At 73.4% G+C, this 8,488-nt stretch carries 5 protein-coding genes and 1 tRNA gene; 4 read left to right on the top strand and 2 right to left on the bottom strand.

Features of this window, described 5'->3' with window-relative positions:
• Window positions 1-638 (top strand): M48 family metallopeptidase (locus tag QL983_RS08835; protein WP_290152371.1); only part of this gene is annotated, 638 nt, incomplete at its 5' end.
• Between the two features lie 64 nt (window positions 639-702).
• On the opposite strand, the gene QL983_RS08840 is transcribed toward QL983_RS08835, so the two are convergent.
• Window positions 703-2,103, bottom strand: a complete 1,401-nt coding sequence (locus QL983_RS08840) for a zinc-dependent metalloprotease (RefSeq protein WP_041105129.1) — start codon at window positions 2,101-2,103, stop codon at window positions 703-705.
• 196 nt (window positions 2,104-2,299) lie between these two features.
• Here QL983_RS08840 and QL983_RS08845 point away from each other — a divergent pair, with 196 nt between their 5' ends.
• The 3 genes from QL983_RS08845 to QL983_RS08855 all read left to right on the top strand — a co-directional run bounded on the left by QL983_RS08845 (window position 2,300) and on the right by QL983_RS08855 (window position 6,882).
• Window positions 2,300-3,370, top strand: coding sequence for a S16 family serine protease (locus QL983_RS08845; RefSeq protein ID WP_290152372.1), 1,071 nt, complete (start codon window positions 2,300-2,302; stop codon window positions 3,368-3,370).
• A gap of 118 nt (window positions 3,371-3,488) precedes the next feature.
• A complete protein-coding gene (locus QL983_RS08850) occupies window positions 3,489-6,632 on the top strand; it encodes a UPF0182 family protein (protein WP_230297304.1) in 3,144 nt (1,047 codons plus the stop codon).
• A gap of 176 nt (window positions 6,633-6,808) precedes the next feature.
• Window positions 6,809-6,882, top strand: a tRNA-Met gene (locus QL983_RS08855).
• Window positions 6,883-7,007: 125 nt separating this feature from the next.
• Here the strand turns inward: QL983_RS08855 and QL983_RS08860 are convergent.
• Window positions 7,008-8,408, bottom strand: coding sequence for a sodium:glutamate symporter (locus QL983_RS08860; protein WP_036314362.1), 1,401 nt, complete (start codon window positions 8,406-8,408; stop codon window positions 7,008-7,010).
• Between the last annotated feature and the right edge of the window lie 80 nt (window positions 8,409-8,488).

Genomic DNA, 8,488 nt, shown 5'->3' on the forward strand with positions numbered 1-8,488 from the left:
CGCGTGCCGTCCCGGCCGCCCACCGCGGTCCCGCCCGCGAGAGCACCGACCTGGACTGGGAGGGCACGCCCGTGCGGCTCGTGCGCTCCACGGCCCGCACCCGCACCGTCTCGGCGGCGTGGCGCGACGGCCGCCTGCAGGTCAACGTCCCGGCCCGTCTCTCGGCCGCGCAGGAGCGCGAGTGGATCGGCCGGATGGTCGCGAAGGTGGGCGCACGCGGTGGGACGGGGCAGCCCGCGGCCGACCCGGACGGCCGCCCCGCCGACGCCCGCTCCGACGACGCGCTCCTGGCCTGGGCGGGACGGCTCTCGGCGGCACACCTGGGCGGGCGGGCCCGTCCGGTCTCGGTCACGTGGTCGGCCCGGCAGCGCCGCCGCTGGGGCTCGTGCACGCCGGGGCGCGGCACCATCCGGCTCTCGACGCAGCTGCGCGGCATGCCGGACTGGGTGGTGGCGGCGGTGCTCGTCCACGAGCTGGCCCACCTGCTGGAGTCCGGACACGGCCCGGCCTTCCGACGCCTCGTGGACCGGTACCCGCGCTACGCCGAGGCGATGGCCTTCCTCGACGGGGTCACCTTCGCCGAGGGCCGCGGTCGCACGGCGCCGGACCGGTGGGCGGAGGACGAGGACGCGGGTTGACACGACGGCGGGCGGCCCGCACCCGAGGTGCCGGGCCGCCCGCGGCCGTCGTGCCGAAAGGGGCTCAGCCCTCGCGCGGCGCGTCGCCGAAGCCGCCCTCGAGGAGCTTGCGCAGCTCGTCGTCGAGGGACTCGGTGCTGGCGTCCGCGGCGGAGCGGCGCCCGGTGTACCCGGCGGGGTCCTCGAGGTCCTCCGCCGTGGGCTGACGCTCGGGATGGCGCCAGATCTCCTCGCGATACTCCGTGCCGTGCTCGGCCGTGACGTGCTCCCAGAACGCGGCGGCCTCGCGCAGGCGGCGCGGGCGCAGCTCGAGGCCCACGAGGGCGGCGAAGGCCTGTTCGGCCGGGCCACCCGAGGCGCGGCGGCGGTTCATGGTCTCGCGCAGGGCGGCCGCCGACTCGAGCGGGCGCGCGGCCTCGGCGACCACCACGTCCACCCAGCCCTCCACGAGGGCGACGAGCAGCTCCAGCTGGTCCAGCGCGGCCTGCTGGGTGGCGTCCGGGGCGGCGATGAAGGACGCCCCGTCGAACACGGCCTGCAGGGAACCGGGGTCCATCGGGTCCACCGACTGCGCGGCCCGCTCGATGCCCTCGGTGTCCAGGCGGATGCCCGCGGCGTACTGCTCGACGGCGGCGTACAGGTCCCGCTCGAGCCACGGCGAGTGCAGGAACAGGCGCATGCGTGCGGCCTCACGCAGGGCCAGGTAGATGCGGATCTGGTCGTCCGGCACCGAGAGCCCGTCGCCGAACTCCTCGATGTTCACGGGGACGAGGGCGAGACGGTGGCCGGCGACGGGCAGGCCGATGTCCGTGCCCGAGAGCACCTCCTTGCCCAGGGCGCCCACGGCGCCCCCGAGCTGCAGGCCGAACATCGTGCCGCCCATGTTCTTCAGCATGGGCTGCAGCCCGCCGAGCAGGGAGGCGTCCATGCCCTCGGGGAGCTGACCCGGCAGCTGCTGCTCGATGGCCGCGGACATCGCACGGGACATCGAGATGGCCACGGGCTCGGTGAGCCGGCGCCACTGGTCCATGGTCGCCTCCACCCACTCGGCACGGGACCAGGCCACGCCGACGCTGCCGACGGGCTCGGTCTGCGTGACGCCGTCGAGCCACAGCTCGGCCAGCCGCAGCGCCTCGTCCACCTCGCGTCGCGCGAACGAGCCGACGGCCGGGTCCTCGCCGGCCACGGCCTGGCGGGCGGCCTGCTTCGCCAGAGACCAGTTCACGGGGCCGTCCGAGCCGGAGCCGGAGCTCATCATCGCCTGGAACTGGGCCATGGCCTGCTGCATCATGGCCGGATTCAGCTGGGACGGGTCGAAGGGCACCCCGCCGGGGCCGCCCAGGCCCTCCATGGCGCGTCGGACTTCGTCCGGGTCGGGGCCCTGGCCGCCGAAGAGCTGCCGCAGCATCTCCTCCAGGGGGTCGCGGCCGTCGTCGGATCCGGGCGTGCGCGCGTCGTTGCTCATGTCTCCAGCGTATCCGCGTCGGCGCGACGCGCCCGCCCTCCCGACGTCGCGGCGGCGCGGTTCGCCCATGGCGCACGGCGTCGCGCGGGGCAGGCGGGGGTCGCGGCCCCGCGTAGACTGGTGTGACCGTCGCCGCGCGGCCCGTGCCCGGCGGCGAGGACGGCCCGATCAGGACCCCCAGGAAAGACGGTGTCGCGTGCGCGCAGTGCCCTCGAGGACCACCCGCGCCGCCCGCGTGCCCTTCTCCGGATGGCTCGCCCTGGGCAGCGCCGGGCTGGCACTGCTGGCCCCCACCCCCTACATCCTCGAGGGCCCCGGCCCCGCCGTGGACCTGCTGGGCGAACGCGAGGGTCGACCCGTGCTGCGCGTCGAGGGCGGCGAGGCGGACCCGGGTGAGGGGACCCTGCACATGACCACCGTGATGGTCGGGGGTCCTCCCATCGGCACCACCTCCCTGCTCGATCTCGGCCGCGGCCTGACGGACCCCGCCGTGGACGTGGCCCCGCGCGAGCTGATGTATCCCACCGGCGTCACCTCCGACGAGGTCGGCGAGGCCAATTCGGCGGCCATGTCGGACTCCCAGCAGACCGCGACCGCCGCGGCCCTGCACGAGCTCGGACGCGAGGTGCCCCAGCGGCTCGTCGTGCAGCAGCTCGTGCCCGGCGGGCCCGCCGAGGGCGTCCTGCGGGCCGGGGACGAGGTGATCGCCGCCGAGGGACGGCCCGTGGCCGACCTGGAGGCCGTGCGCGCCGCCGTCGGGGCCGCGGGGCCCGACCCGGTCACGCTGACGGTCCGCCGCGACGGCGTGGAGCAGGACCTCGAGGTGCCGGTGGCGGCCGCCCCCGAGGGCGCGCCCCAGCCGTGGCAGATGGGGGCCCTGATCGAGTCCGCCTACGACGTCCCGGTGGACGTCGAGCTGACCGTGCCGGACATCGGCGGACCTTCGGCGGGTCTGATGTTCGCGCTCACCGTGATCGAGCGGCTGACCCCGGGGGCGATGACGGGGGGCGCCTCGATCGCCGGAACGGGCACGATCACGGGGGACGGCGTCGTGGGTCCCATCGGCGGGATCCCGCAGAAGGTGCGCGGCGCCGCCGAGGCGGGGGCCACGACGTTCCTCGCCCCCACGGCGAACTGCGAGGAGCTGGCCGGCCGTGTGCCCGAGGGCCTGACGGTGTACCCCGTGGACACGCTGGGCCAGGCCCGCGACATCGTCGAGGCGGTGGCCCGGGGGGAGACCCCGGCCGCCGCCCGGACGTGCGGCTGAGCCGACGCACACCAGGACCACCAGACCACCAGACCACCAGACCGGACGACATGTCCGGGGCGCAGCGCCCCGGGCCGGAGCAGAGCCCCGCGGACGCGGGAGGGAAGAGGACAGAGCAGTGAGCTTCGGACAGGGAGGCGGCGGACCGTTCGGCGGACCGCCCCGTGACGGCGGCGGGACCGCCGGGGGCCAGTCCGGCCCGTTCGGGGCGTTCGGCCCCTTCGGCGGCGCCCCGCGCGGCCCGGGCGACGACGGCGACCGCGGTCCTGGTGGCCCGTTCGGCGGGGGCGGGTCCTCCGCCGCGCGCGGCAGGGGCCGGCCGGGCCGGCCGAGCGCGCTCGTGCTGACCATCATCGCGGTGGCCGTGCTCGTGGGGCTGTTCGTGGTGTTCACGAACGTCTACACGGACGTGCTGTGGTTCTCGCAGCTGGGCTTCACCGAGGTCTTCTGGACCGAGGTCGTCGCCAAGGCCGCGCTGTTCCTGATCGCCGGGCTCGGGATGGCCCTCGCCGTGTGGCTGGCGATCCGCACGGCCTGGCGCCACCGCCCCGCGGACGCGTCCGCGGCCGCGCGGGACTCGCTCAGCCAGGCCCAGCGCCAGCTCGAGCCCATCCGCCGCCTGGTGTTCCTGGGTGTCCCGCTCGTGCTCGGCGTGTTCGCCGGCTCCACCGCGATGAACGGCTGGAACACGGTCCTGCTGTTCCTGAACCAGGTGCCCTACGGCCAGGCGGACCCGGAGTTCGGCCTGGACCTCATGTTCTTCATGGCCACCCTGCCGTTCCTGACGCTCATGGTCGGGTACCTGATCTCGGTGGTCCTGGTCTCCGGCATCACCGGTCTGCTCGTGCACTACCTGTACGGCGCGGTGCGCGTGGAGGAGGGCGGCAGCGTGCGGATCACCCCGGCGGCGCGCGCCCACATCGGCATCACCCTGGCCGTGTTCCTGCTGCTGCAGGGCGTCAACTTCTGGCTCAACCGCTACCGCACCACGCAGTCGCAGACCGGCAACTGGGCCGGCGCGCTCTACACGGACGTGAACGCGGTCATCCCGACGTCGGCGATCCTGGCGGTCACGGCCGTGATCGTGGCCGGCCTGTTCGTGTGGACGGTGGTCTCGGGCCGGTGGCGGCTGTCGCTGATCGGCACCGCGGTCCTGGTCATCACGGCGCTCGTGGTGGGCACGGCGTACCCCTTCATCGTGCAGGAGTACCAGGTGAAGCCGTCCGAGCGCACGCTCGAATCCCAGTACATCGAGCGGAACATCGCCATGACGCGCGAGGCGTACGGCCTGGACGACGTCGAGGTGACGAACTATGAGGGCGCCACGGACCCCGAGGCCGGGGCCCTGGCGGGCGAGGAGGCCAACACGGCCAACGTCCGTCTCATGGACCCGAACCTGATCTCCCAGACCTTCGGGCAGCTCCAGCAGTTCCGTCCGTACTACGCGTTCCCCACCACGCTGCACGTGGACCGCTACGAGGTGGACGGCCAGACGCGGGACACCATCCTGGCGGCCCGTGACGTCAACGTGGACGACTCCCAGTCGTGGGTGAACCGCCACACCATCTACACGCACGGCTACGGCATGGTCGTGGCCGACGCCTCCGAGGTCGCGGCCGGCGGCCGGCCCCAGTGGCTGCTCTCCGAGATCCCGACGCGCGGGCCGCTGGCCTCCGACCAGGACTACGAGCCGCGCATCTACTTCGGGCTCAACTCGCCCTCGTACTCGGTGGTGGGTGCGCCCGAGGGCGCGCCGGCCGTCGAACGCGACCGGCCGCAGACGGCCGACTCCCAGGAGGACACGGCGTACACCTTCTCCGGCGACGGCGGCCCCTCGGTGGGCAACCTGTTCAACCGGCTCGCGTACGCGGTGAAGTTCGGCTCGCCCGAGCTCGTGCTGTCCTCGGACGTGAACGAGGCCTCGCAGATCCTCTACGACCGCGACCCGGCCGAGCGCGTCCGCAAGGTCGCGCCCTACCTGACGGTGGACACCGCCCCCTACCCGGCGATCGTCGACGGCCGCGTGCAGTGGATCGTGGACGCCTACACGACCTCGGACCAGTTCCCGTACTCCACCGCCCAGCAGCTGGGCGAGGTCACGGTGGACTCCCTGAGCCAGGGCCAGAACCCGGCGCTCCAGGGCCGGGTGAACTACATCCGCAACTCGGTGAAGGCGACGGTGGACGCGTACGACGGCTCGGTGTCCCTCTACGCGTGGGACGACCAGGATCCGCTGCTGCGGGCCTGGCAGAACGTGTACCCGTCCTCGCTGCGCCCGTACTCGGAGATGAGCGCCGGACTCATGGACCACGTCCGCTACCCGGAGGACATGTTCAAGGTCCAGCGCGAGCTGCTCGGCCGCTACCACGTGACCGATGCGGACGACTTCTACGAGAACAACGACGCGTGGTCCGTGCCGTCGGACCCCACGCGCGAGGAGGACGTCAAGCAGCCGCCGTACTACATGACGCTGCAGATGCCCGGCCAGGACGAGCCGGCGTTCTCCCTCACCAGCAGCTACATCCCCCAGATCACGGACGGTGCCCAGCAGCGCAACGTGCTCTACGGTTTCCTCTCCGCCACCGGCGACGCCGGCTCGGGGGAGGACGGCGTGAAGGCCGAGGGCTACGGGAAGCTCCGACTGCTCGAGCTGCCGCGGTCCACCACGGTGCCCGGCCCTGGCCAGGCGCAGGCGAACTTCGACTCGAACGCGGACGTCTCGCGGGAGCTGAACCTGCTGCGCCAGGGCGCGTCCGAGGTGCTCAACGGCAACATGATCACTCTGCCGGTGGCCGGCGGCATCCTCTACGTCCAGCCGGTGTACGTCCGCTCCTCGGGCGGCACCACCTACCCGACGCTGCGCAAGGTGCTCGTCTCGTTCGGCGACAAGGTCGGCTTCGCGGACACCCTCCAGGAGGCCCTGGACCAGGTGTTCGACGGCGACTCGGGCGCGGTCACCCCGGAGGAGAACCAGGCGGAGGCGCCCGCACCGGGCGAGGAGCCGTCGGCTCCGGGCACGGTCGAGGAGGAGCTCTCGGCGGCCCTCGAGGAGGCGCAGGACGCCCTGACCCAGGGCCAGGAGCGTCTGGCCGAGGGCGACTGGGCCGGCTACGGCGAGCAGCAGAAGCGTCTCAACGAGGCCCTGAAGCGTGCCACCGCCGCCGACGACGCCCTGGGCGGCGACGCGCCCGCCCAGGACCAGGCCCCGGCCGAGGCGAGCCCCGCGCCGTCGTCGAGCCCCAGCCCGACGCCGAGCGGCTGAGCCGGCGCCGGCGGGCCGGGCCCGCCGGACCGTCGACGGCGGCCCCGGCCACGCACCGCGCGTGGTCGGGGCCGCCGCCGTCTCGGGGCAAGTGGCCGCCGCATGGCCGCCGGATGGCGGGACGCTGACGCCGATTTGAACTCGACGGGACGGGTGTGTATAGTTCTAGAAGTCGCCGCGGGGTGGAGCAGTTCGGTAGCTCGCCGGGCTCATAACCCGGAGGTCGCAGGTTCAAATCCTGCCCCCGCAACGAGAAGGAGAAGGCCCCCAGCATCTGCTGGGGGCCTTCTCGCATGCCCGGGCCCGGTCGCCCCGGCCCGCCGGCACGGTGCCGGCGGGCGAGCTGACCGCCCTCGGGCGATCGGTGGGGGAGCGTCAGCGGCTCGAGGCCCGGACCGCCTGCTGGGCCGGGGTGCGGCGGCCCGGATCGGTGCGGCGCAGCCAGACGGCAGCGATGATCGCGATGATCGCGATGGCGCCCCAGATGCCGACCACGGCCCAGGACAGGCCCGCGATGAGCAGCAGCGGCACGAAGGACACGGCCGCGATCTCCACGGGCACCACCGGGATGTAGGCCACGCCGAACTGCTCCATGGTCCCGGACTTCAGCTTCGGGTCCACGATGCGCAGCATGGCCACGCCCGTGGCGACGGCGCCGGTGGCCCAGCCCCACGTGAACAGCTGCTTCTCGAACCACGCGTCGGTCATGACGCGCGGCGCCACGACGATCCCCAGGAACAGGGCCAGCGCGAGGCCGATCACGAACAGGAGCAGCAGCGGCTGCCAGTAGTCCACGACCACGGTCGGGGCGATCGCGGCGATGCCACAGACGATGAGGATGTCCGTGGCGGTGCCGGACACCGAGTTCAGCGAGCCCGGGTCGAGGAACTTCGCCGTCTTCGTGGCCTGGAACAGGACGCGGGCGATCAGGCCGAGGAGGAACGCGATCGCGAACGCGGGGATGATCAGCTGGGGACCGTCCTCACCCACGACGCTCGGCCACACGGCCGTGATCCAGGAGACCACGCCGTGCGCGGCCGCCGCGATCATCGCGACCACGCCGACCTGGAAGGCCAGCGACTCCACCGAGGCCGCCGAGAAGGTGTGCCGGCCGATGACCGGGCGTTCCTCCACCTGGTTCAGCACCCCGGTGCGCAGCTCCTCCGGGATGGAGGTCAGGCCCGCGAACTCCCGCGCGTGGCCGCGCTGCGCGCCGATCTTGGCCTGGATGATGCCACCCACCACGCCGACGATCATGCCGACGGTGGCCGAGGTGTAGGCCAGCGAGGTGACGGTCGCATCACCGTTGGCCGCGTACGCCTGGCCCACGGCGGCCGCGGAGCCGAAGCCTCCCGCCCAGCCGGCGAACAGCAGGGCGGCGAACGAGTCGGGCGCGTCGAACAGCGGCTGCAGGAGGACCAGCGTGACGAGGGCGCCGATGGCCACCTGGGAGGAGTAGATCAGCACGCCGTAGGACGCGAACGCGCCCACGGGGCGGCCGATCTTGCGGACGTCGAAGTCGTCGGTGAGCGCGATGCACACGAACACGATGACGATCAGGATCGAGCCGTACGTGCCCAGCTGGGGGCTGAACGGCAGCCAGCCCAGGCCGTTCGGGCCGAGGGCCAGGCCCAGGATGCCCGCGATGACGGAGGCCGGGATCATCAGGGTCTGGAGGGGCGTGATGACGGCACGGGCCAGCGTGCCCACGGCCAGGAGCGCGCCGATGAGGCCGGCGTCGACCAGCACGGACCAGGCCGTGAACTGCTCTTGCATGGGGTTCTTCCTCTGTGCGGGGACGGGGGTGTCCCACGGAGCGTGCCGAGGGACCCCGGGACAGTACCAAAGGAGCGCGG

The organism is Micrococcus sp. APC 4021, from assembly GCF_030407635.1.
Lineage (GTDB): Bacteria > Actinomycetota > Actinomycetes > Actinomycetales > Micrococcaceae > Micrococcus > Micrococcus luteus.

Excerpts from the sequence above, each read along its gene's own strand:
- QL983_RS08840 (WP_041105129.1), bottom strand. The coding sequence starts at position 2,103 with ATGAGCAACGACGCGCGCACGCCCGGATCCGACGACGGCCGCGACCCC.
- QL983_RS08860 (WP_036314362.1), bottom strand. The coding sequence starts at position 8,408 with ATGCAAGAGCAGTTCACGGCCTGGTCCGTGCTGGTCGACGCCGGCCTC.